This window comes from Acidobacteriota bacterium (genome assembly GCA_039028635.1).
In the GTDB taxonomy this organism is placed as follows: Bacteria; Acidobacteriota; Thermoanaerobaculia; order Multivoradales; family JBCCEF01; genus JBCCEF01.
This window is the reverse complement of sequence record JBCCHV010000011.1, coordinates 51,886-75,628: the sequence shown is the minus strand read 5'-3', so window position 1 is coordinate 75,628 and position 23,743 is coordinate 51,886. Positions and strand designations below refer to the sequence as shown.

Genomic DNA, 23,743 nt, shown 5'->3' with positions numbered 1-23,743 from the left:
ACCTCATGAAGAAACGCACGCGCCTGGAAAGTCTGCTTCCCAAGTTCTCCCTCGATCGGCGCATCACCGTCCTCGTGCTCCTCGCCACCACCCTGGTGGTGGGCTTGGTGTCGACGGTCGGGATTCCTCTCGAGCTCTTCCCGCGCGGCTTCACGGCCTCGTTCCTGGCGGTCAACGTGCCGTGGAGCGATGCGCCGGCGCGGGAGGTTCTCGACAAGGTGATCCTGCCCCTCGAAGAGGAGCTGGCGACTGTCAAGGGGCTGAATCGCATCAGCTCCTTCTCGACCACCGGTTTCGGTCGAGTTTTTCTGTCCTTCAAACAGAACACCGACATGGACATCGCGTACCGCGAGGTGCGCGATCGCGTCCAGCGGGCGCGGGCTCGCATGCCGGAGGATGCCGATCGGGTCTATATCCGCAAGGAGGATTCCTCGGGCTTTCCGGTGGCGATGGTCGGCCTGGGGATCGATCCCACGGTGACCAACGGCTACGACCTGATCGAGAAGGGCATCAAGATGCCCCTCGAGCGCCTCGACGGCGTTGCCAAGGTCGACCCACAGGGGCTCGAGGAGAAGGAAATCCTGATCGAGCTCGACCGTGAGCGCACCGAAGCGGCGGGCCTCAACATCTACGAGATCGCCCAGGACCTCGGCAGCGACAACTTCAGTCTCGCCAGTGGCTCGGTGTACTCCGGTGGCAAGAAGCTGCTGTTGCGCTCGGTGGCGCGGTACCCCGATCTTGACGCCGTGCGCAACCGCTCGGTGGCACCCTCGGTACGAGTCGGAGATATCGCCTCGGTGACCTATGAGGAGCCGGACAAGAAGTACCGAGTGCGGGTCAACGGTCGTCCGGCGGTGGCTCTCCAGGTGTTCAAGGAGGGCGAGGCCAACACCCTCGCAGTGTCGCGCCGGGTTCACGCCTTGGTGGACAAGATGCAGGAGGATCCCCGCCTGGCGGGCGTCGAGATGACGGTCTTTTTCGATCAAGGGTCGGTGATTCTCGAGTCCCTCGGCACCCTGCTCGACAGCGGCAAGATCGGCGCCCTGTTCGCCGTCGCGGTGCTGTTCTTCTTCCTCCGCCGGGCGCGCATGACGCTGATCATCACGCTGTCCGTGCCGCTGTCGATGCTGATCGCCCTGACCGTCATGTACTTCGCTGGCGAGAGCCTCAACATCCTGTCGCTCCTCGGGTTGATGATCTGTATCGGTTTGTTGGTGGACAACTCGGTGGTGGTGGCCGAGAACATCTATCGCATGCACAAGGACGGCGTGCCGCGGCGCCAAGCCTGTATCCGCGGCGCCAGCGAGATCGCCCTCGCCGTCACCATGGCGACGCTCACCACGGTGATCGTTTTCCTGCCGGTGTCGCTGGTCGAAGGCGAAGGTCAGTTCTTCCTGCTGCGGATGGCGATTCCGGTGTCCGTCTCGCTGCTGGCGTCGCTGTTCGTGGCGCTGGTGTTCATTCCGTTGAGCGTCTACCTGACGTTGCCGGCGAACGGCGGTGACCACCGGGACAGCTTCATGCAGCGCAGCCACAAGCGGGTCAACGGAGTGTTGGCGCGCGCCTACGACGCCACCTTCGAACGCATCAATCGCGGTTATGGCCGGTTGCTGTCGTTCTTCCTGCGCCGCCGCCTCGACCTGATGCTCGGCATTCTCGGGGTGGCGGTGATCACCGGCATCGCCGCCGGCGGCCGCGAGCTCAAGGTGGTCGATCAGGACGAAGACGAGCGCCCCGGGTTCGAGATCGACATCGAGCTGCCACAGACCTACTCCTTCGAGGAAACGGAGCGTTTCTTCCTGCAGGTGGAAGAGATCATGCTGGCGAATCAGGAAGACTGGGGGCTCGAAGGGCACTTCTTCTTCCATCGCACCAACTGGGGTGAGATCGAGGGCTGGTTCCCCAGCGAGCGGACCAACGACATGACCCCCCGTCAGGTGACCGAGGCGGTCCTCGAGGCGCTGCCGGAGGCTCCCGGCGTGGAGTACTACACCGGGTCCGAGGACGAGTCCGGCGCCGACGACGAGTCGATCTATGCGATCACCCTCAACGGCGAAGACCCGGATCAGCTCGAGACCATCGTCGAGGATCTCGAGGATGTCTTCGCCTCCGTCGACGGCGTGCTGGGGGTGAAGAAGCTCTCCAGCAGTCAACGCCAACCCAACGAGCTGTCGTTGGTGGTCGACCGCGACCGGGCGCAGAAGCAGGAGGTCAATCCGCAGGTGATCGCCGGGGTGGTGGGCTATGCCCTGCGCGGCCAATCCCTGCCCAAGTTCTACGCCGATGGACGGGAGATCCAGGTGCGGGTGCGGTTCGAAGAAGAGGACCGCGAGAGCTTGGCCGAGCTGTCCGACTTCGGAGTGCCGACGGAGACCGGTTCGATGGTGCCGCTGGCGTCCTTGACGGACGTCGAGTACACCGCCGGAGCGAAGTCGATCTTCCGGCGCGAGAAGCGCATGGCTCGCACCATCACCCTCGAGCTCGAGGAGGGGAGCGAGGAAGATACGCGCAAGGCCTTGACTGCCCTCAAGAACCGCATCGACCTGCCGGAAGGAGTTGTCTTCGGTGGCCGCAGTCGAGCCAACACGACCGGCGAAGAGACTGCTGCCATGGGGTTTGCGGCCTTGATGTCGATCCTCTTCATCTACCTCCTGATGGGCTTTCTGTTCGAGAGCTTCATCCTGCCCCTGTCGATCGTCTTCACGATTCCCCTCGCCGGTATCGGCGTCGCCTGGGGGCACATCATCGCCGGCAAGAACATCGACTTCCTGGGCATGGTGGGAATGGTGCTGCTGATCGGCGTGGTGGTCAACAACGGCATTGTGCTGATCGACTACATCAACCGCCTGAGACGTTGGGGACACGAGCGTTCCGAAGCCGTCTTGATCGCGGCGCGGCGGCGTTTCCGGCCGATCATGATGACCGCCCTGACCACCATCTTCGGCATGATTCCCCTGACCCTCGGCAGGACCAGCGAGATCGGCATCTCCTACAAGAGCTTTGGCTACACCTTGATCGGTGGATTGACCACTGCGACGCTGCTCACGCTGCTGGTGGTTCCGGTGCTCTACACCCTGTTCGACGACGCCCGCGAGCGCTTCATGCAGCTCTTCCGGCGGGTGTTCCGGAACTTCGGCAGCGCCGAGCCGGCACCGGCCGAGTAGCGGTTGCCGAATGAGCCGCCGGGCGGCTCATTCAGCAACCTGCTCGATCTTCCGCCCGGAAGGCCGAGCGATAAGCCCGCGGCGTGGTCGCCAGATGGCGGGCGAGGTGCTTGCGCAGGTTGGCCGCCGAACCCAGGCCGGAGCGTGAAGCCACCTGCTCGATGCTGAAGTCCGTCTGCTCGAGAAGCTCGCGCGCCTTGACCACCCGTTGCTGGCTGATCCAGCGGTGCGGCGACAGCCCCGTGATCTCGCGAAAGCGGCGCTGGAAGGTGCGCAGCGTGTAACCGAACTCGCAGGCGAGCTGCTCGACCGGTAGCTCTTCGTCGAGGCGATCGAGGAGCGTGTCGAGGACCTTGCCGAAGCCATTCGGCTCGGTGGCCGCCTTGCCGATCTCGACATACTGGGACTGGCCGCCTTCGCGGTGCACCGGCGCCACCATGCGCCGCGCGATGGTGTTGGCCACCCGGATCCCGAAATCCTGCCGCACGATCGCCAGGCTGAGATCGAGGCCGGCGGCGGAGCCGGCCGAGGTCGAGATCTCGCCATCGTGGACGTAGAGGGCGTCTTCGTCGACCAAGGTGCGTGGAAAGTGCTTCTTGAGCTTCGGCACGTGCATCCAGTGGGTGGTCGAGCGGCGCCCGTCGAGCAGGCCGGCGTGGGCCAAGGCGAAGGCGCCGGTGCAGATCGACACCAGGCGCTTGCCGAGGCCATGGGCGCGCACCAGGATGTCGAGGAAGTCCGTCGGAGGGGGCTCCAGCGGAGACCGCCAGCCTGGAATCAGGATGGTGTCGGCGCGTTCGACATCGAGGAGATCGCCGGGCGGATCGAAGCGCATCCCGTGACTGCTGTGGAGCGGTCCGTCCTCGATGCGACAGGCCTTGTACTGATACCAATCCACCCCGAGACCGGGCCGTTCCCAGCCGAAGATCTCCGCGGCGATGCTGTGCTCGAAGGCGAGCAGTCCGTCATAGATGGCCGTCGCGATGCGGTGTGTCATGGCGTAAGTGTATCGTAGTTTGACGAATATGCCACTTTTTGGCGTCGATGAGCCTTGCCATCCTTCGAGTCATGAGGAACGAGCCGGTGGATTCGAGCTGCGGAGCTGACGCTTTCACCGCGGGCCTGGACGGGTGTCCGGGGGAGCCGTGATGAGAAAGGACGTCTGTGAGCTCTGCCCGACGCCCTTGACGGAAGAGGGGTTGGCCTTCGTCTGCTGGCTCGGCTGCACCTTCTGCGGCACCTGCGCGGAGCCCGATCGCCGGTGCCCGAACTGCGGCGGCGAGCTGGTTCTTCGGCCTCGACGGCCGGGCCTCGAGGTAGAGGTCCGACGGCGCGTCGAAGCCTTCAACGACTGCTGGCGGCGGGGCGACGTCGCGGGACTCCTGAGCCATATTTCCGACGACTGCGTCTACTGCGCTTCGGTCGGCCCCGAGCCGGGCCAGACCTATGTCGGTCGCCGCGAGGTCGAGCGCGGCTTTCGGCTCATGCTGGCCTATGAAGATCTCGAAGATGCCTCGGCCGGGGAGGTGCTGGTGCTGGGGAACCGCGCCGTCTGCGAGTGGTCCTACCACCGGACCGACGGCGACGGCCGGCGCCTCGAGATCCGCGGTTGCGACCTGTTCGTGTTCGAGGGCACGAAGATTCGTCGCAAAGATGCTTTCACCAAGGCGCTGCCCTGCGAGGGATCTGTCCTTCCCGGCGGGGAGCATCCCCCTTCGGTGTGATCGCGTGGGAGGGCGGGGGACCGCCCTCCCTACTTTTTTCTCGGGAAGGACTCTGTCGGCGGTGAGCTCCGGGCTAGACTGCCGCATGCTCCCGCAAGCCTTCAGCGACTTCTTCGCCGCCCACCAGAGCTTGCTCTGGGTGTTGACCGTCGCCCTCGATCTCGCCTTCACCCTGCTGATGTACCGCCTGTTCGGCAAGCAGGGTCTCTATGCCGTCATCTGTTTGAATGTGCTGCTCTGCAACCTGCAGGGGCCGAAGCTGACCACGGTGTTCGGCATGACCACCAGTCTCGGCGTGATTCTCTACTCGGGGATCTACTTCGCCACCGACCTGTTGAGCGAGCGCTATGGCCGGCGGGAGGCCAACCGGGCGGTGCGCATCGGCTTTGCGGTGAGCATTCTGGTGATCGTGTTCATGGCCCTCAGCCTGATGTTCCTGCCGACTCGCGAGGCGGGCAAGGCCCATCAGCTAGCGGTCGATGCCCACCAGGCGCTGGCCTTCCTGTTCGGCTTCACGCCGCGATTCATCCTCGGCTCCCTGGTGGCTTATCTGGTCAGCCAGAGCCACGACGTGTGGTTCTTCCATCTGCTCAAGGAGAAGACCGGCGGCCGCCACCTCTGGCTGCGCAACACCCTCTCGACGGTGGTCTCCCAGGCGATCGACACCCTGATCTACTCGCTGGTGGTGTGGTGGGCCGTTCTCGACCTGCCGACGGCGCTTCGTCTGGCGGCGGTGAAGTACGTCTTCAAGGTGATCATCGCCATCCTCGACACGCCCTTCATCTACTGGGCCCGATCCTGGGGGACTTCGGTTCCCGACTGGCAGGAGGCCGGCCCTCCGGTGCGCGCCGGCTGATGCTCGCGGGCGCCGGGCCTACTCGAGGGCGGCTCCGCCCCACAGCTTCGAGTACTTTTCGCAGTGGATCAACAGGGTCTGGAAGGCCGCGAGGTCGGTGCCCTTGGGAATCGCGTAGCGCTGGGCGCCGCGGTTGGAGTCCAGGGGAGCGATCAGCACCGAGCCGTCGGTGGCGTTGCGGTTGCCGACCTCGGCGAGGCTCTTGGGTGACAGGAAGAGCTTGAGGTCGGGCGCTTTCTTGGTCTTGAAGGAGTCGTCGAGGACCACCCACAGGCTGCCGCCTTCGTCGACGATCTGCCAGCTTCCGTCGATGCGGAAGCTCTTCTTGCTCCATTCGCCGGAGGCCACCGGCTCGGCGGCGATCAGCGGGGCGACGAAGGCGAGGGCGAGCAGGACGAGAATCGACACACGATGAATCATGGCTAGGCTCCTGAAGGAATTCCGCCGGTCGGCGGGGAGGGAATTGCGGGCTCGAAGGCCGGAAAATACCTGATCTTCCCGGCGACCCTGTATACGGCGATTCCAGCGCAGCAGATCGGCCGTTACAATCGCTTTCATGTTGCGTCGCCAAACCTCCGGTTCCGTCGTCTGTCCCTCCTGCGGCAAGTTGACCGGGGTCCAGGATGAAGCCTGCTGGAATTGCGGCCGGCGCAATCCCGGCATGTGGGGCTATGGACCGCTGCTGCGGCGCCTCGGCCAAGACCTCGGATTCGTGCCGCTGGTGATGTGGGGCTGTGCTCTCCTCTACGGCGCCACGCTGATCGCCGACACCGGCAACCTCGGCGGCATGCTCAGCCCGAGCCCGTTGAGCCTCTATGCCTTCGGGGCGAGCGGCACCCTGCCGGTGGTCGAGGGCGGCCGTTGGTGGACGCTGCTCTCGGCCTCTTGGCTGCACGGCGGACTGCTCCACATCTTCTTCAATGTCTTGTGGATTCGCCAGCTCGGCCCGGCGGTGGCTTCGATCTACGGTGCCGGCCGCATGATCATCATCTATGTCGTCGCCGGCGTCGTCGGCTTCGCCGCCAGCAGCTTCGGTCCGCTGGTCGCTCCACCGCTGGCCCTGATCCTGGGGCGCGGCAGCTTCACGGTTGGGGCCTCGGCGGCGATCTTCGGCCTGCTCGGGGCGCTAGTGCTCTACGGCCGCAAGGGCAGTACCGAGGTCGGTCGCCAGGCCTGGCTGTGGGCCGCCATCCTGTTCGCCTTCGGCTTCATCATGCCGGCGGTCGACAACTGGGCCCATCTCGGCGGATTTCTCGGCGGCTTCGGCATGGCGGCTTTGCTCGATCCCTTGAAGCGCGAGCGCGTCGACCATCTGCTGATGGCGATGCTGCTGCTCGCCGCCTCGCTGGCCGCGGTGCTGTTCTCGCTGGTCACCGGCCTGGCGGAGCTGCGCTCCCTGTGACGCCATGACCCTTCCCGAGCTGAGCCGTGAGGAGGTCCGCCGCTACGGGCGGCACCTGATCCTGCCGCAGGTCGGTCCGCAGGGCCAGCGGCGCCTCAAGGCAGCGCGAGTGCTGATGGTCGGCGCCGGCGGTCTGGGCTCGCCGATCGGCCTCTATCTCGCCGCCGCTGGAATCGGCAGCCTCGGAGTCGTCGAGTTCGACCGCGTCGACGAGACCAACCTACAGCGCCAGGTGCTCTACGGTCAGGGGGATGTCGGCCGCGACAAGCTGGTCGCCGCCGGCGAGCGGCTCCAGGAGGTCAACCCTCACCTGAATCTCGAGGCCCACGGCCTGCGCCTCGAGTCGCAGCAGGCCCTCGACCTGATCGCCGACTACGACATCGTGGTCGATGGCTCCGACAACTTCGCCACCCGCTACTTGGTGAATGACGCCTGCGTTTTGACCGGTAAGCCCAACGTCTTCGGCGCGGTGCTCAAGTTCGAGGGGCAAGCGGCGGTTTTTTGGGGCGAGCGCGGGCCCTGCTATCGCTGCCTCTTCCCAGAGCCGCCGCCGCCCGGGTTGGTGCCGTCCTGTGCCGAAGGCGGGGTCTTCGGGGTGCTGCCGGGGATCATCGGCTCGATCCAGGCGACGGAAGTCATCAAGCTGGTGCTCGGCGAAGGCGAGCCGCTGCTCGGGCGGCTGTTGACCCTCGACGCCTTGACCATGCGCTTTCGCGAAGTGCGCATTCCGAAGAACCCGGGCTGTCCGGTCTGTGGCGACGAGCCGACCATCACCGAGCTGATGGACTACGACCTGCACTGCGGCACGGAAGCTGCCGGCGAGGGAGACGAGACGATGGACGAAGGACTGCTCGACGAGATCGAGGTCGAAACCCTGCAGGCCTGGCTGCAGGCCGGCCGGCAGCTCCATCTGCTCGATGTGCGCAATCCGGTGGAGTACCAGATCTGCCGTCTCGACGGGGCGGAGCTCCTGCCCTTGGCGGAGCTACCGGGCCGCTGGCAGGGTCTCGATCGCGACACCCTGACGGTGGTCTACTGCCACGGCGGCGTGCGCTCCGCCCAGGCGGTCGACTTCCTGCGTCGCCAAGGGCTGTCGCGGGTGGTCAACCTCGCCGGTGGGATCGATGCCTGGAGCCGGCGCATCGACCCCACCGTGCCGCGCTACTAGGCCGACCTTCTCACCAGATTTCGGGCTAGGCCTTCGCGATCACCTGACCCACCAGGTAGCTGGAGCCGTCGCTGCCGTTGGGGGTGCTCGGGCCGTGGCCGGTGAACTCCTTGATCACGCCGGGGCGGAAGAGCACGCAGTGGGTCGAGCCACCGAACTGGAAGTAACCCAGCTCTTGGCCCTTTTCGACCCGCGCGCCGGGCCGGATCTCGGGGTCGATGACGCAGGTCGAGATCTCCACCATGCCGATCGGCATGACGCAGATCAGGCCCACCGGGTCGTCCGCTTCGATGAAGATCAGGGCGCGGGTCTGGACGTGGGCGATGTAGCCCTCCGAGTGATCCTGGTCCGTCGGGTCCTCGCCCCAGGCCGAGTCTTGGCTGAACAGCAGGCCTTCCTTGATGTAGGCCTTGACCACCTTGCCGGCCACCGGGCTGTGCCAGCGGTGGTAGTTGAACGGGCTGAGGAAGGCCTGGTAGACGTCGCCACCGACGAACTCCTCGACGTAGTTGCCGTCGAGCATGTCGTGCAGGGAGTAGGGCTCGCGCTTGGCCCAGAAGGGGGTCGAGCGCTTGGCGTCGCGGGCGATGCGATAGACCTGAGAGTCGCAGGCCGAGGTGATGATCCGCGGGTCGTGAGGATCGGCGATCGGCCGCTTGCCGGGCTTCACCGGACGGGTGAAGAAGTCATTCCACGACTTGAAGCCCCAGTACTTGGCGTCGGGCTCGTAGACGTAGTCCTCCATGTCGAGCTGCTTCTGCGCCGCTTCGCTCTGCCAGCCGATGGGACCGGGATTGAGCACGTAGCGGGAGTCGGTGGAGTCCAGGAAGCCGGTCCAGGCGAGCAGCAGGCGTCGGAACATGGCGTTGATCGCAGGGTAGCGGTAGGCCGCCAAACCGGAGGGCGTTCCCATGGTCCAGATCAGGATCGCCGAGAAGGGGGTGCCGACGAGGGCCGTCGCTTCGCCGTGGCCGGGCGGAATGTAAGGCGGCGCGATGGTCAAGACGGCATTGAGCTGCAGCAGCAGCTCTTCAACCGTCTTGGGATGGTGCGCCTTGTACTGGTCCGGGATCTCCCGGATCATCTCGGTCATCATCATGCGCGCCACCGGATCGCTGGCGATCAACTGCTGGAAGTCCTCGATCACCGGATGGATCGGCTTCTGATGCATGACGCGGTGAACTTCTTCCAACACCGCGGAGCGGACCCGCTCGATGCTCTCGGGGTCGGTGAGCTGGTGCGAGTTGCGTGCGGCGACGGCGAGTGCTTGGGACATTCGAGACTCCTCCCGGATCAAAGATGAAAATTCCAACCCATGGGACCCCGAGGCCGGCGGATGGGGCGCGCCGTGATCGGCGCCGCCGCCGCCTTAATTGAGGTCGCACTCAAATATGATCGAGAAGGCCGATTCGTTTCAGCGACCCGCGGACCGGGCCGGGAGAGGGGGGGCGACGCGGGCGTCGCCGCCGACGGCGAGGGGCTTCAGAAGGTGTCGCGGGTCGAGACCAACCACTGGACGCCGCGGATCGAGCCGTCGCGGTCGAGGGGGAAGGCGACGTCGAGGTGGATCATCGACCCCTGGCCGGAGCGACTCGAAGACAGGCGCAGGCCGATGCCGATGTCCTTGAGCACGCCGTCGCGGATGGTGGGGCTGCCGGGGAGCTCACGCGGCTCGCCGTCGAACCAGGCGCGGCCGATGTCGAAGAAGACGGCGCCGCCGATGTGGAGCAGCCGGAAGAGGTGCCAGTCGGTGTAGAAGCGCTGCTCGAGGGTGAGCAGGAAACGCCGGTCGCCGTCCTGGTAGCGCAGCGGATAGCCGCGCAGGCCGCTGTCGCCGCCGAGCAGGAGCTGGGTGTCCTGATCGGCGTTGCTGGTGGCGTCGACCTCCGCCGAGACGAAGAACAGGTTGTTGCCGAAGTTGCGCTGGTAGTAGCGCGCCTTGAGGGAGGCGCGGAGGTCTTCTTCCTGGCTGTCCGCCCAGCGCGTCGAGAGGTCGCCGGAAATCAGCAACAGGCCGCGCTCGGTGGGCTCGAAGCCGGCATAGAAACCGCTGTCGAAGACCAGCCGGTCGCGGTCGCTGCCGAAGGCTTCCGCCGCCCAGCCGAGGCGGGCGTGGGCGCGGCGGCCGATGAAGAAGTCTTCGGTGCGCTGTAGCTGGTCGATGTCGTTAGTCTCGAGGTAGCGATCCTCCACCACCTCGAAGCCGATCCAGGGGTAGGACAGGGTGCGATCCGGCGGTAGCCGGAAGGCCGGCTCTTCATCGGGGGCATCGTCGAAGCGCCGACGATCGAAGGTGTAGCCGGCGGTCAGGCGCCGCGTCCAGCCATCGACCAGGCCGCGGGAGAGTCCGCCGTAGATCTCCGCATAGTCGCGTCGCAGGCGGAAGCGGTCGACCTCCTCGCCGGCGCGATAGAGCGGGTCGACGCGCTCTTCGGAGCGCGCGAAGAGGCCCGAGCCCCAGTGCGAATCGAGCGAGATGAAGGGGCGCTCGAGCTCGAGCCGGCGCAGCGAGCCATCGCTCGCCTCGGCCAGCCAGAGCTCGAGCTGGGTGCGGCTCCCGGCGAGGTAGCGGTCCTTGTAGGACAGTAGCTGGCGGGTGCGATCGACGTCGTCCGTGCGCTCGATGGCGAGCTCCCGGCCGGTGCCGAGGAAGTTGGTGTCCTGGATCTCGAAGCGGGTGCTGTTCTCGCCGCCGCTGCGCGACACGCCGAGACCCGCCGTCAAGGTCCAGACGTCGCGCGTCACCACTTCGAGATCTACCCGGTTGTTGCGGTAGCGCACCGGCCGGATCTGGGCGTCGTAGAGGTAGCGGGTCGAGCGCAGCAGACGCTCCGACTCGTCGAGCAGGCGGCGCGAGAAAGGCTCACCGGAGCGGAACAGGAGCTGCTGCTCGATCACCGGGTCGCGGGTGGTGCGGTGGAGCCGATTGGCGAGCCGGAAGATGGTGTTGTTCTCGGCCGGATCGCTGGTGTCGAAGACGTTGCCGGCGCGGATGATGATGTCGCCGATGACCGCTCCCGAAGCCTCGAGGGACTGGTCGTCGGGAACGGCGAAACGCGGCTCGCGCTCGTGGATCGGCGGCTCCGGCTCGCTTTCTCCGCCGATCGCCGGCAGAGCGGCGGCGACGGCCAGGCACAGGCCCAGGAGGAGGAGTCGGCTCATTCCGTGCCTCGGCCGAGGCGGCGCACCAGGGGCCCGACGGTGAGCCCCTGGACGACGATCGAGAAGAACACCACGACATAGGTCACGGTGAGCAGGACATCACGCTCCGGACTCGCCGGCAGGGACAGGGCGAGGGCCACCGAGATACCGCCGCGCAGACCGCCCCAGGTCATCAGCGACACGGTGTTGGGGGGGAAGGGGCGGCGCAAGCGCATCGCCGAGATCGACGTGCCGACGGTCAGCAGCCGGACGCCGAGGACGATCGGGATCGCCACCAGGCCGGCCAACACCTTGGCGCCGGAGACGTCGAGGATCAACACTTCCATGCCGATGAGCAGGAAGAGCAGGGCGTTCAGAATCTCGTCGACCATCTCCCAGAAGCCGTCGAGGCGCTCGCGGGTGGTTTCGGACATGGCCAGCAGTCGGCCACGGTTGCCGATGAAGAGACCCGCCACCACCATCGCGATGGGGCCCGAGGTGTGCAGCGCACCGGCGAGGCCGTAGCCGCCCTGGACCGTCGCCAGGGTGATCAGGACCTCGACCGCGTAGTTGTCCACCCGGCGCAGCATCTGGTACGCCACGAAGCCCAGGCCGAGGCCGAAGATGACGCCGCCGATGGCCTCTTCGACGAACAGCAGACTGATGTCGCCAAAGGAGGCGCTGGCCCCTTGGGTGGCGATGCCGGCGATGACCGCGAACACCACCACGCCGACGCCGTCGTTGAACAGCGACTCACCGGTGATCAGGGCGCGCACGCCGCTCGGGGCGCCGGCTTTCTTGAGAATCGAGAGGACCGCGATGGGGTCCGTCGGCGAGATCAGGGCGCCGAACAGGAGGGCGTAGATGAACGGGATCTGGATGCCCAAGAGGGGCAGCACGAAGGCGATGACGGCACCGATCAGGAAGGTCGACAGGAGGATGCCGATGGTGGCCAGGGCCAGCACCGTCCACTTCTGCTTGAGCAGGTCCGAGAGATTGACGTGCAGGGCGCCGGCGAACAGCAGGAAGCTGAGCAGGCCTTCCATCAGGAGGTCGTCGAAGGGGATGCGAGCCAGCAGCTCGGAGGCCCAAGACTCGGCCGAGAATCCGGCCGAGCCGAGAGCCAGGACGGCCAGCGAGGCGAGGAAGCCACCGACGGTGACGCCGATCACCGGCGGCAGCTTGAGGGTGCGCTCGTTGAGCCAGGCGAGCACCGCCGTCAGGGTGATCAGCACCGCCGCCGCCGCGAACAGGCTCACGCGTCACCCCACAGGTAGAGGGCGGCCTGGCCGACGGCCAACAGATTGACCGCGGCGTGGAGCAGGAAGGCCAGCCGGGTCGAGTCGGTGAGGGCGCGCACCGCTCCCAGGATCAATCCGAGGATGAAGATCGAGCTCATGTCGAAGAGGTCGTACTGCAGATGGATGACGCTGAACAGCAGGCTGGTGATCAAGACGGCTCCCCAGGTGCCGGCGGCGGAGTTGGCGAGGCCGGTGAACAGGAAGCCGCGGAAGAGGACCTCTTCGAAGAGGGGAGCGACCACCACGATGGCGAAGATCAGGGCCGGCAGGGAGCCGGCGGTGGTCATCGCCATCTCGACGAAGGCCGGAATCGGCGGCCGATCGAGGCCGCGGGAGAGGGCATCGAAGGTGAAGCTGGTGGCCAGGATGGCGGCCAGGCCAAGGAGGGCGCCGGGCCAGCGGAAGGAAACCCAGCCGAGGTACTCCAGGACGCCCTGCGGGCGGCGGACGCGAACCAGGAAGTAGATCGCTGCCAGGGTGATCGGGGCGGCGATCAGAATGCCGGCCCACAGCATGGTGCCGAAGTGGTTGGTGACGCCGGCGAAGGGATTGCCACCGGTGTTGGCCTCGGCGATCGAAACGGCCGCCAGGCCGGCAGCCTGCAGCAGGCTGTAGAGCACGAACAGCACGGCCGTCAAAGCCAGGGAGGCGAACGCTCCCCAAGAGCGCAAGTTCGGGGAAAGATCCTGCGATGACGGTGCTTCCAGCGGCTGGATCAAGGCGGCCTGAGGCTAGCACAGGAGCTTGTGAATCGGTCCTCCGAAGCCCATACTGTTGCCATGTTGGGAAACCTCCGCGGCCAGCTCCTGGGTTTGATGGCGGGCCTGCTGGCCGCCGGCTGCAGTGGCCTGCGGCCGCTGCCGTCACCGACTCCCTGGGACTGTTCGGCGTCCGACTCCGGTGCCGAGTTCTGGGGCTGTGTGCGGTCCGCCGGGCCGGTGCCGGCGCGGCGCGAGGGGGCCTTCCGCAGCACCTTTCGCGTCGTGCGCGGAGATCTGGCGCGCAAGAATGCCGACCAGATCGCCGCTCGCGCCTGCGTCGAGCAACCGCCGGCGGGCTTCACCGCCTTGCGTGGAATCGCCGTCGACGCGGCGCCGCCGCTCTGGGCCTATCACTATCCGGGCGAGCCGCAGCGCCCCCTGGTGGTCGTCGTGCACGGCCTCTACGACAGTCGCAACAGTGCCTATGTGCGCTTCCTCGGCGAGGCTCTGGCGGCTCACGGCTACGGGGTGCTGATCCCGGACATGCGCTGGCACGGATGTCTGTTGTCGCCGGAATGGCTGCCCACCCTCGGTCTGGTCGAAGCTTCCGATCTGCTGCGCTGGAGCCGCTTCATCGCGCCGGAGCGCAAGATCGGCATGGTCGGCTTCAGCCTCGGGGCCCTCGACGTCATCCACGCCGCCGGTCGGCCGGGAGCGCCCGAGGCGGGGGTGGTCGCGATCTCGCCGCCGGCCGCCCTCGAGACGGTCTTCGGCGAGCTCACCGCTCCCATCCGATGGTGGAAACGGCGCTCCCTCGGTCTGCTCGATCTCAGCTTCCGGCGCCTGCTGCGGGATCGCCTGCAGGATCAGGGCATCGCCCTCGGGGCCGATGGGCCGGTGGCGTCGATGATGCTCTACCTCGCCGAATCCCAGGGGGTGCCGCCGTCGCTGCCGCTGGCGGCGGCGGATCCGTTGCCCTCCCTGGCGCGCGCCGCGGGGCCGGTGCTGCTACTCGCCGCCGAGGACGATCCGCTGTTCGGTCCGGTGGTGATGGCCGACCTGCGCCGGGCTGCCGAGGCCAACCCCGGCGTCGAGCTGCTCGCCACCCCCGGCGGCGGCCACATCGGACTCCAAGGCGCCTATCCGCAGTGGTTCATGGACGTCCTCGACCGCTTCTTCGGGCAGGCGAGCAGCGACTGAGCCGGCCGCGACGCGACCGGCTCGGGGAGGTCGAAGCTCAGAAGCCCGGGGCGAGAATCAGGGAACGGTGGTGGACCAGGCGGTGGTGTTGCCGGACTCGAAGCCGTCGCTGAAGATGGCGTTGGCAACGCAGCTGGCGCTTTCGAAACGCAGCACGTTGCTGCCCTGCAGCAGGTAGAGCTCGCCGGCCTCGTCCTCACCGAACCCGTAGATGTTGCCGCCGAGGTCGTCCCACTCGGTGAAGCTCCAGTTGCCGGGCGAGTTTTCGGTGCCGAAAAACACCTTGGCGCTGCAGAAATCGCCGAAGATGTAGGTACCGCGGAGGCCCGGAATGCAGCCGCGGTAGCGGTACCCGCCGGTGATCGAGCAGTTGTTGTTGACGTGGGTGTAGGTGAGGATCGGCTCGACGAAGCTGCCGCTGCATCCGCCCGGCCCCGGGATGTTGCCCTCGCGGCAGTTCCAACCGTAGTTGCTTCCGCCACCACTGCTGGCCGACTCGAACGAGACCTCTTCGCGCGAGCCCTCGCCAACGTCGCCGATGAACATGTCGCCGGTCAGCCGGTCGAAGCTCCAGCGGTAAGGGTTGCGCAAGCCGACGGCCCAGATTTCGTCCTGGCCGGCGGAGCCGACGAAGGGATTGCTGGCGGGAATCGTGTAGGGGGCGGCGCAGGAGGCGGTGTCGCAGGGATCGATGCGCAGCATCTTGCCGAGCAGATTGCTGGTGCTCTGGGACGTGCCGCTCGAAGCGCCACCGTCCCCCAGGCTGATGTAGAGGAAGCCGTCCGGTCCGAAGTGGATGTCGCCGCCATTGTGGTTGCCGGCCGGCTGGCCGAGGGTGAAGATCTCGAACGCCGTGCTCTCGTCGGCATCGTTGGGAGTGCCGGCCGGTACGCGATAGCGCTCGATCACCGTTTCGAGGTCGTCACCGCCGGAGCCGTCGCGGGTATAGCTGACATAGAAGAAGCGGTTGCTGGCGAAGTTCGGGTGAAAGGCCAGGCCGAGGAAGCCGCCCTCGAAGAAGGTGTCGACCTCGCTCGTGATGTTGAGGAAGGGCGTGCCGAGGAGGCCGGTGCCGGGAACGAAGATTCGGATCGTTCCGCTGCGCTCGACGATGAACAGGCGGTTCGAGCCGTCGCCGGCGTGGCGTACCGCCACCGGTGTCGAGACACCGAAGGGCAAGGCGTTGAGGGCGAGGTCAGAAGGGATCTGAGCGCTGGCCGACGGCGCTCCCGAGGTCAGACCGCAGGCGATCACGATGGCGAGGCTGGACAGGAATCGGCTCTTACTCTGCATGCGCTCCTCCGAGCAGTGTTGGAGTTGAGGTCAGGGAGATGCTGATCGGCCAGCTCCTGCGGCGGTCCCGAGGAGCCATGATCCGAGATCATATCGCGGCGTCGCCATATTGCCTCTTGAGAACTCTTTGAGTAGCTCGTGAGACCAGTCCTCGACGCTGCGGCGGGCCTGCCGCGGCCGCCGCCGGACCCTCGCCGCATCCTCCCCTGCAACTCCAGTCGATTCATCGGCTTATCCGCAACCGGTCAGCGCTTCGACAGTCCCTTGTCAGGCCCTGGTCATGACTTCCGGGCTGGGCTCGGTGAGGCTCTGGTTCGGTTGACTCGGGGTGGTGCAGTGGTGCCCATGAGAACGAATCTCGCCAGCCCAGTAAACCTTTTCCCGGTGCGGGGTCACGACGACCGTGGATTGCAAGAAAGAGCCGCTCGCGGACGCCTTGGAGATGGCGGTCGATGGGCGAGCGTGCTGGGACAGCCGCCGAGAAGAGCGCGATGGATCGCCTTTTCCGGGATTCGGATTTCGGTGTCGCAACAAGGGGGCCACCAGGCAATGAACCGTTCACGAAATGCTGTCCTGACTTCCCTTCTGATCTCGGGCTTGGCGGCGGTTGCGGCCGAGGCCGCCTGTCCTTCCGGGCCGGCGGTGTCGGACGAGACCTTCTATGTCTTCGCGCGCAGTCCGGTGGTGGTCGATGTGCTGGCCAACGACGCCCATCCCTGCGGCGTGCCCTTGGAGCTCCTGACGGTGACCGATCTCGGCTGTCCCGGCGAGGTTGTGGAGAACGTCGACGACACCATCACCTTTCGACCGACCGACGCCTTCTCGGGAAGCTGTCAGGTTCGCTACGAGGTCGGCGATGAAGAGGACGCGGCACCGGTGACGGGCCTGCTGACCCTCGACGGTACGTTCCTGCCACCGCTGCTGCCGACGCCCCTCGACGAGCGGCGTCGCGAGGCGCTCCACGCTTGGAACGACCACTTGTGGTTGAGCGGTCCGGGAAGGTTGGGGGGCGACCACGACCGCCCCGATCACGAGGCTTACCACTGGCAGAAAGCTCTGGTGCTGCTGGCGCTCCACGAGCTCGGGGAGCTCGACGACTCGGCGGTGGAGGACGCCCGCGCGCTGATCGCAGCCCTCTACCAGTTCTGGCTGGAGAACCCGGACGAAAAACGCTTCGAGCTCGGTAACCGCAACCTGGCGATGCGGGTCTTCTTGCTTTACGGCAGCACCCTCTTTCCGCCGGAAGAGACCGCCCACGAGGATCTGCGAGAAGCCTTCGAGGCCGATATGGGCATGGAGTCGGCGGCCCAGGGCCCGCAGGATTGTGATCCCGCCTCCTGCACCTGTGGAGCGACCGAAAACCACCTGATGATCAACAACTCCTTCAAGCTGCTTTCGAAGCAGGCCGCCGATGTCGAGACCACCGACCCGGGCTACCTGGCGATTCGCGACTGGTGGCTGGACTTTCTGCCCTGGGCGATCAGCAACGGTTTCTCCGAGTGGGCGAGCAGCGGCGAGTACGAGACCTGGACCTGGACCGCGATTCTAAATCTCGCGGACCTGGCGGCGGATGAGGAGGTCCGCGAGCTCGCCACCATCGCCATCGACTACAACCTGGCGCTGCAGGCAGGCCAGAGCGCGGCCGGTGGAATGTTCGCCTCCGGCGGTACCCGGGCTTACCACTACGAGATTCTCGGCGACTATCGGCAGACTCGGACCCACCTGGCTCAGTTGCTGATGACCGGCGGCGATCTGACGGAGCACGGCGGCGGCATTCACGGGCCGGTCGCCTTCGCGGTGTCCAACTATCGGCCTCTTGTGCTGGTGGACGAGGTCTTCCGCAACGGCTTGGTGGCCGGTGAGACGGCGCTGACCATTCAGCAGGGGCGGTATCGACAGTCCTGCTCGCCGTGGTTTCAGCACACCTACCGCGGCAAGACCTTTGCGCTCGGCGCGAACGTCACGCCCAAGGCGGCTTACTACGAGCCTCACGACACGGTGATCGGCTACGTTTCGACGACGACCTCGCCGACCAGCCACGTGGTGCCGATCGGCTACCACCCGGAGGAGTGGAACCGGTACGCCCGTCACCGCACCACCAAGCGTTCAGAGCGCGGCTTCGGGTACAAGAACGTCTTGATCTACACCCAGGGGGGAATCTCCGATTGGCCGAGTGCCGATCCGGCAGGACCGCAGCCGCCACGCCTTTATGTCAGCTCCGATTTCCGTACCGTGGAGGCGGATCCGGGCGGCAAGTGGATTTTCCTCAGCAACAACCGCACCTACATCGCCTGGCAACCGTCGGTCGGTCGTCCCGAGGTCGAGGAAGGCATGGATCCGCCGCGCGATGGGGGCGGCTTCTTCCTGCGGTCGAAAATCGATCTCGAGGATTTGACGGAAGCCGGCGAAACCTGCGTCCTGGAAGTCGGTGACGCCGATCTCTTCGACAGCTACGCCCAGTTCAAGCAGGACGTGAAGAGTCGCAATCCAGACTTCAATGGCCAGAAGTACTGGACCAAGGACGGCGATGAGATCAACTATCTGCCGGGTTCTTCTACTTATCAGTACAGCGTCAACGGCGAGTCCCCATTCACCCCCTCGACGGCCAACTGGCCGCGGGCGCAGATGGCCCATCTGCAGGACAACGAGCTGACCTTCGGCGACCAGGCCGCAACCTTCGATCCGACCGATTCCAACGGCGATGGCTTCTACCTGGAAGGCGACGTCGAGCGCCTCGAAGGCCACTTCCGGTTCGGTGATGGCGGCTGGGTGCCGCCGGACTCCGACGGTTTGGTGGTGTTGGGACCCCCGGACGTTGAGGTCCTGGAGGGGGAGGGTGCGGTCTTCCTGATCGCGGTCACCGGCGGCCAGCCTCCGTACCAATTCGCCTGGGAGTTTCAGGCCGCCGGCAGCGATCAGTTCGAGCCGGTGTCGGTCGGCGACGGCATCGAGGTTTTGCCCAGCGGCTCGTTGAGGATCGCTGCGGTCCTGCCGGTTCATCGCGGCAGCTACCGGGTGCGGGTCGAAGACGGCGACGAGGTTGCGGATTCGCGCCTGGCGTCGCTGACGGTCCGAGAACCGGTGCGGGTGACGGAGCTGCTCGATTCGGTGAAGCCGCTGGGCGGTCGCGCCCTGTTCTCGATTCGCGCCACCGGGGGCGACGGCCACTACGGGTTCTCCTGGCTGTTCAGCCCGGAAGAGGATGGCATCTACACCCGCCTGGACCAATCCGATCCGACCATCGACATCCAGCAAGCGCCGCTCCCGGACGGCGGCGAGATCTCGGTGCTGTTCATCGAGCCGGTGGCGCAGGATCACCTCGGCTGGTACCAGGTGATCGCCGACGACGGCATGCAGCAGGCGACCAGCAATCGCGCGACCTTGACCCTCGAGGAAGAGGCGCCGGCCCTGGAGCTGTCGTCGCCGGAGGACGCGGAGGGCCACGTGGGCTCGGCGGCGAGCTTCTCGGTGACGGCGAGTGGCGGCACCGGGGAGTACACCTTCACATGGTTTCGGCGCGATTCGGCCGGCGGCAGTTACCAGGCGATCGTGCCGGGCGGGGCGTTCCGGCTCAGCGGCGGTGGCCCCTTCTCGAAGCTCACCATCACGCCGCTGGAGGGCGATCATGCCGGTTGGTACAAGGCGGTGGTCGCGGACAGCGAGACCAGCGTCGAGTCCTCGGCGGCGCAGCTCACGGTGACGAGCCCGCCGGTCGAGGGGCCGCTGGCTTGGGACTCCTTCACCAACTCGGGGGCGGGCCGCCAGGTCGGGGAGCCCCTCGACGGGGTCGAGGTGCAGCACGGTCGCCAGCCCCTGCGGAGCTGGACGGCGGAGTCCTCGGTGATCTTCGGCAACAGCTCCGTGGCGCCCGTCGCCAGCGGCAGCCAAGAGGATCACGTCGCCAGTGTGCCGGTGCTCGCCAGTGACACCTCGATCGCGCCGGTGCTGACCTTGACCGCGGATGTCGTCGCCGGCACCCCGGGCCGCACCGATTGGGTGGCCGTCGGGTTCTGGGAGAGCGCCACCGGAGGCTTCCTCAGCAGCGCCGAAATCTGGGTCCTCCTGAGCCCGACGGGAAACGTGGCGGTCCATGTCCAAGGGACACAGTATGAGCTGTTGTCAGGCCACTGCGTCGACCTCGGGTGCGACTTCTTCCCCGGCGGGACGAACCGGCTGACCCTCGAGTACGACACGGCGAACGAGCGCGTCTCGGCGTGGGTGAACGGCGTTCGCGTGCTGGCCCTGGCCGAGCTGCCGGAAGTGGAGCTGCACCTGAACCACGCGGCCATCGACTTCAACAACCGCGGCTTGCCCGACCTGGCTCGGGTCGCGAGCTTCCGGTTGAGCGCCGAGCAGGAGACGGCGGTGCCGCCGCTGTCGATCTTCCCTCCCCAGAGCACCCAAGCGACCGAGGGTGAGAGCCCTAGCTTCTTCGTCACCGCCGAGGGGGGAAGCGGCGATTACAGCTTCCGGTGGCAGCGGAGAAGCTCTCCTGCGGACTCGTACTCGGACGTCAGCGGCTCCGAGTACGTGGTTTCGACGGACGGCGGTGAGTCGACCTTGACCATCGAGTCGGTCTCCCAGACCCACGCCGGGTGGTACCGGGTGAAGGTCTTCGACGGCATTCGAGAGCTGACCTCCGAGGGCGCCGAGCTGACCGTGTCCGAGGCGCCGGTCACGCTGCTGGCGAAGGACGATCCCGGCGACGGCGATCCGGGGCCGTTCACCTTTACGAAGCCGACCAACACCGGCGAGTACTGGCTGCGCCATCACCACGTTCTGAAGAACGATCAGCCCAATTCGGGCACCTGGGTGCTCGACCACTCGAATCCCTCCGTGGGGTCCCTGGATATGGGGTCCTGCAGCGTCTTCCAGTGCTTCTTCTACACCCCGCCGGAAGGATTCCTGGGAGGTGAAGTGACCTTCACCTACACGATGACCGACGACGGTACCCGGGAGTCGAACTCGGCAGAGGTCAAGCTGATCATTCCGGCGCACCTGCTGGCCAACCCGGATCCGGATCCGGAGACGCCGGAAGCGCTGACCTTCTGGTCCTACCAGGACGCCTACTGGATCTCCCATGCCGCCTTGCTGCGCAACGACGTTCCGAACGAGGACACCGAGATCTCATGGTGGTCCGATCCGCCGGGAGATCTCGAGCCGCGCTTCTGGGAGCAGGACCAGTCCTGGTACTTCCGCTACGACCCACCGCCGGGCTTCGCCGGCGGCGAGGTCGAGTTCACCTACAGGATGCGTCGCCGGAACACGACGCCGGAATCCGTCGAAGCGATAGTCAAGCTGCAGCTCCCGGCGGACCTGGAGGCGGTTCCGGATCCGGACCCCGCGGCGCCGCAGTCTCTGGCCTTCGACGTCTATCGGGATGTCTACTGGATTCCCCACGCGACCCTGCTGGCGAACGACATCCCGGCCGGCAATGCCTACATCTCCGACTGGATCGATCCCGAGGACGGCGTGATGTGGCCGGTGCTCTGGGAGGGTGACGGCAACTGGTACTTCTACTACGACCCGCCGACGGGTTTCGCCGGCGGCGAGATCGAGTTCAGCTACTTCATCGAGCGCCCGGACGTCGAAGGTCAGGAGTCCGAGGCCGCCCTGGTCAAGGTCCAGCTACCGCCCGATCTGGTGGCGAATGACGACTCGGTGGGCTTCGCGACCTACGCCGCGACCTACTCGTTCCCCCACGGGGATCTGTTGCTGAACGACATTCCGACCAGCGGAACCTGGGTCAGCTACTCCGGGCCGCCGACGGTCGGTGAGCTCGACTCGGTGAACCAGGTGTTCACCTACCTGCCTCCGCCGGGGTACCTGGGCGGGGAGGTGGAGTTCGACTACCGCATCCGGCGCCAGGGCGACCCGACGGAGACCGAGTCCGAGAACGGCAAGGTGACGCTGACGATTCCGCCGCCGCCGACGCCGGTGGCGCGCTTCTCGGCCCAGTGCCGTGGCCTCACTTGCCAGTTCGACGCCGGCGCATCAACCGGTCTCGGCTTGAGCTACCGCTGGTCCTTCGGAGATTCGACCACCGGATGCTGTCAGACCGCCCTGCACGACTACGGCTCCGTCGGCACCTACACCGTCGAGCTGGAGGTCACCGACAGCTTCGGGCAGACCGCGGAGTCCAGCCAACAGCTGCGGCCCATCGAGGCCCGGCCGGATCCGCTGTCGGTGGTCTTTCCGGGGCCGCTGGTTCTGTCGGCGGGCGATCTCTTGAACAACGATGCCGCGCCCCTCGGCGCCGACCTCGAGATCGGGGCGATCACTTCCTGGCCGACGCAGGGTCACTTGCAGATCGAGACGGCGACCTTCCCGGACGGGGCGATTCTCGCCCTCGAGTACGCCCCCCACGGTTGCACCGTCGACGACGCCTTCTCCTATCGCCTCTTGCTCGAGGGAGGGACCCAGAGCGAGGACGAGGGCTTGGTGACCGTCGACGTGTTGCCGGACGGTCGTCCGGCGGCGAGCTTCGCGGTGAGCTGTGCCGGCCAGACCTGCAGCTTCACGGACCAGTCGAGCGATGACAGCGGCTACGGCGTCTCCTGGGACTTCGGCGACGGCCACCACAGCACGGAACCGAATCCCGTCCACGAGTACGCCCCGGGCATCTACACGGCGACCTTGACCGTCGTCGATCTTTGCGAGCAGGCGGATTTCGCCAGCCGCGAGGTCGATGCGACGGGCGCGGGCTCGGGGCCCACCGAGCCCACCGTCTCGTGCCGTGGCCTCGAGTGCACCTTCGACGGCTCGGCTCTGCTGCACGGTGTCACCTCGCCGCGCCTCGAGTGGGCCTTCGGCGACGGTAGCCAAGGCACCGGCACCACGACGACGCACCGCTTCCCGTTGACCGAGGACGGGGTCTTCGAAGTGACCCTGGCCGTGACCGACAGCCTGTCGCCGAGTCGAGAGGAGTACGCGGTGACGGTGCAGGTCCTGAATCGCCGTCAGGCCCTCGTGCTCTGGCTCGACTAGGGCGGTGCGGTCGTCAGCACGAGGGCGGAAGCGTTCCATGTTCGATCCACGAACCCATCCCGTAGGAGACATGATCATGACGAGCAATCGATCACCCGTTCGACAGAGCTCTGCCGTGCAACGGCTCGGCGGCACCGCGGTGCGGCTCGCGGTGGTGCTGCTTCTCTTCGCCCTGCCGAGCGGCGCCCCGGCGGGCGCCCAGGAACCGGACCTCGAGGAGCATCACCGGCTGCTGCTGGAAGGCTCCGAGTCGGCGCGCGAAGGGTCCGATCCCGAACCGCCGACGGCGGTCATCGGCACGGCTGCCAATCCAGGCGACTGCGGCGGACTGGCGCCGGGGAACTGCCAGGCCGTGCCGGAGGACATCTACGGCGCCTGGATCCGTTTCGACAACGGTCAGGCGGCCTTCACACCGCGCCCCCAATTGCGCAGCGACATGGATCAACTGGGCTGCACCGACACCTACCTGAAGACCAAGTCTTCCCAGGCCGAGGCAACCGATCGCTGGGTCAAGATGCTGCTCTTCGCCGAGGCCTTCGGCGTCAAGGTGAGAATCGTCTACGGTCGAGACAGCTCGAGTAATCCCAACACCTGCTTCATCCGGTGGGTCTACCTGTTCCACAACTGAACCTCCCTTCGCTGAGTTCGAAGAGGGGTGTTCGTCGCAACCGGTGAAAGCTCTCCCTGAGCAGGAGGACTGTGGCATGAGAACGCGCGACCGATACACCGAGCCCGCCTCGACCCGGAGGTCTTGGAATCCGCTTTGTCTTTGGAGCTCCCTCGGGGACGAGAGGGAACGAGCCGTG

General features: G+C 66.4%; 15 protein-coding genes. 8 read left to right on the top strand and 7 right to left on the bottom strand.

From position 1 onward, the window contains the following. Nucleotides 1-5 precede the first annotated feature (5 nt). Nucleotides 6-3,164: an efflux RND transporter permease subunit gene (locus AAF604_06830; protein MEM7049354.1), complete on the top strand. Its 3,159-nt coding sequence runs from the start codon at nt 6-8 to the stop codon at nt 3,162-3,164. 31 nt (nt 3,165-3,195) lie between these two features. On the opposite strand, the gene AAF604_06825 is transcribed toward AAF604_06830, so the two are convergent. Beyond that, nucleotides 3,196-4,161, bottom strand: a complete 966-nt coding sequence (locus AAF604_06825; GenBank protein ID MEM7049353.1) for a helix-turn-helix domain-containing protein — start codon at nt 4,159-4,161, stop codon at nt 3,196-3,198. Nucleotides 4,162-4,312: 151 nt separating this feature from the next. Here AAF604_06825 and AAF604_06820 point away from each other — a divergent pair, with 151 nt between their 5' ends. Together AAF604_06820 and AAF604_06815 are read left to right on the top strand one after the other, a co-directional pair. Continuing rightward, nucleotides 4,313-4,888 carry a DUF1272 domain-containing protein gene (locus AAF604_06820; protein ID MEM7049352.1) on the top strand — a complete coding sequence of 192 codons (576 nt, stop codon included), beginning with the start codon at nt 4,313-4,315 and terminating at the stop codon, nt 4,886-4,888. An 85-nt stretch (nt 4,889-4,973) separates the two neighbouring features. Continuing rightward, nucleotides 4,974-5,744 (top strand): queuosine precursor transporter, encoded by a 771-nt coding sequence (locus AAF604_06815; protein ID MEM7049351.1) that lies wholly within the window; start codon nt 4,974-4,976, stop codon nt 5,742-5,744. Between the two features lie 18 nt (nt 5,745-5,762). Here AAF604_06815 and AAF604_06810 read toward each other — a convergent pair whose 3' ends face one another. Next, complete coding sequence (locus tag AAF604_06810) at nt 5,763-6,164, bottom strand: DM13 domain-containing protein (protein MEM7049350.1); 402 nt, start codon at nt 6,162-6,164, stop codon at nt 5,763-5,765. A gap of 136 nt (nt 6,165-6,300) precedes the next feature. On the opposite strand from AAF604_06810, the gene AAF604_06805 reads away from it, so the two are divergent. Both AAF604_06805 and moeB read left to right on the top strand, forming a co-directional pair. Continuing rightward, nucleotides 6,301-7,146, top strand: a complete 846-nt coding sequence (locus AAF604_06805) for a rhomboid family intramembrane serine protease (GenBank protein ID MEM7049349.1) — start codon at nt 6,301-6,303, stop codon at nt 7,144-7,146. 4 nt (nt 7,147-7,150) lie between these two features. Beyond that, on the top strand, nt 7,151-8,314 hold the full coding sequence (moeB, locus tag AAF604_06800; protein MEM7049348.1) for a molybdopterin-synthase adenylyltransferase MoeB: 1,164 nt from the start codon (nt 7,151-7,153) through the stop codon (nt 8,312-8,314). Nucleotides 8,315-8,339: 25 nt separating this feature from the next. Here the strand turns inward: moeB and AAF604_06795 are convergent, their stop codons facing one another. From AAF604_06795 to AAF604_06780, 4 genes are all read right to left on the bottom strand, one after another. Beyond that, nucleotides 8,340-9,590, bottom strand: a complete 1,251-nt coding sequence (locus tag AAF604_06795; protein MEM7049347.1) for a phosphatidylserine decarboxylase family protein — start codon at nt 9,588-9,590, stop codon at nt 8,340-8,342. A gap of 206 nt (nt 9,591-9,796) precedes the next feature. Next, complete coding sequence (locus AAF604_06790) at nt 9,797-11,476, bottom strand: hypothetical protein (protein ID MEM7049346.1); 1,680 nt, start codon at nt 11,474-11,476, stop codon at nt 9,797-9,799. Further along, nucleotides 11,473-12,714 carry a sodium:proton antiporter gene (locus tag AAF604_06785; protein ID MEM7049345.1) on the bottom strand — a complete coding sequence of 414 codons (1,242 nt, stop codon included), beginning with the start codon at nt 12,712-12,714 and terminating at the stop codon, nt 11,473-11,475. The genes AAF604_06790 and AAF604_06785 overlap by 4 nt, the downstream gene beginning before the upstream one ends. Continuing rightward, complete coding sequence (locus AAF604_06780) at nt 12,711-13,427, bottom strand: CPBP family intramembrane glutamic endopeptidase (protein MEM7049344.1); 717 nt, start codon at nt 13,425-13,427, stop codon at nt 12,711-12,713. The genes AAF604_06785 and AAF604_06780 overlap by 4 nt, the downstream gene beginning before the upstream one ends. Nucleotides 13,428-13,535: 108 nt before the next feature. Between AAF604_06780 and AAF604_06775 the strand changes: the two genes are divergently transcribed. After that, complete coding sequence (locus AAF604_06775; protein ID MEM7049343.1) at nt 13,536-14,657, top strand: alpha/beta fold hydrolase; 1,122 nt, start codon at nt 13,536-13,538, stop codon at nt 14,655-14,657. A 57-nt stretch (nt 14,658-14,714) separates the two neighbouring features. Here the strand turns inward: AAF604_06775 and AAF604_06770 are convergent, their stop codons facing one another. Next, nucleotides 14,715-15,950: a PQQ-dependent sugar dehydrogenase gene (locus AAF604_06770; protein ID MEM7049342.1), complete on the bottom strand. Its 1,236-nt coding sequence runs from the start codon at nt 15,948-15,950 to the stop codon at nt 14,715-14,717. Between the two features lie 549 nt (nt 15,951-16,499). On the opposite strand from AAF604_06770, the gene AAF604_06765 reads away from it, so the two are divergent. Together AAF604_06765 and AAF604_06760 are read left to right on the top strand one after the other, a co-directional pair. Beyond that, the gene (locus AAF604_06765; GenBank protein ID MEM7049341.1) at nt 16,500-22,937 is read left to right on the top strand and encodes a PKD domain-containing protein; all 6,438 of its coding nucleotides are present in this window, start codon (nt 16,500-16,502) and stop codon (nt 22,935-22,937) included. 76 nt (nt 22,938-23,013) lie between these two features. After that, nucleotides 23,014-23,565 (top strand): hypothetical protein, encoded by a 552-nt coding sequence (locus AAF604_06760; protein ID MEM7049340.1) that lies wholly within the window; start codon nt 23,014-23,016, stop codon nt 23,563-23,565. Nucleotides 23,566-23,743 lie beyond the last annotated feature (178 nt).